This window comes from Vibrio sp. 1978, assembly GCF_033344345.1.
Map to the genome: position 1 here is coordinate 1 of NZ_JAWPOP010000303.1, position 817 is coordinate 817.

The following is an 817-nucleotide window of genomic DNA, read 5'->3' on the forward strand; positions in this document are numbered from 1 at the left end:
TAGGGTTTCCATGCACATACCCGTAGGTGTTTACTCCATCGATCAGGCCAAGAGGGTCGCTGGAAATTTACCGCCCGGTCGCTGGGTCGTAGTAACGCCGCCAGTTGTAGTGGAACCCGGTCTCCGCGTCGTAATACTGTCCTGGGAATCGCAGGTTGAAGGTTGGCCCCTGGATGATGATGCTGGCCTTACCGAACGGGCTGTAGCTCGCCTTCCAAACGACTTGGCCGCTGACGTCGGTCAGTGCCTTCGGGGTGCCCAGGTGATCGACGTGGACTTGGTAGGTCTGTCCTGACTGAACAAAGCCCAAGGGTGTCCCATCGAGCCAGATGTACTCCGCCAGCACGTCTCCAGTGGCCGCGTCCAGCTCCTCGATGAGGTTTCCTGCCAGGTCGTAAACCAGCAGCCGGGTATGCCCGTTTAGGGTCTTGGTTACACGCTGATCCAGATGGTTGTATGTGTAGCTTACAGTCACTCCCGCGACCGTTGCGGCCACCAGCCGGTTCTGGCTGTCATAGGTGAAGGTATCCGCCCCCTGCTTCGTCAGGTTGCCATTGGCGTCATAGCTTCTGGAGGTTTGCCCGGCCTTCACCAACCAGTTGTTCATGTAGTTGATGGTGTAGCTTTGGCTCAGGCCATCGGTCGTGATCGAGGTCCTGTTGCCGGTGGCGTCATAGCCATAGCCCAAAACGCCATAGATCCCCTCAGCAGAGGTGATGCGGCCAACCGCGTCATAACCGAGTGACTGATTGACTGATGAGCTGAGATTGTCGTCTATGGCTGAAATCAACGAGTCTGGCGTGTACCGATAGACCAG

Annotated in this window: 1 pseudogene; it reads right to left on the minus strand. The window is 57.2% G+C overall.

Going from position 1 to position 817, the window contains the following annotated elements:
• Positions 1–817 (minus strand): annotated as a pseudogene (locus R8N49_RS26250) (RHS repeat-associated core domain-containing protein); the annotation flags it as partial.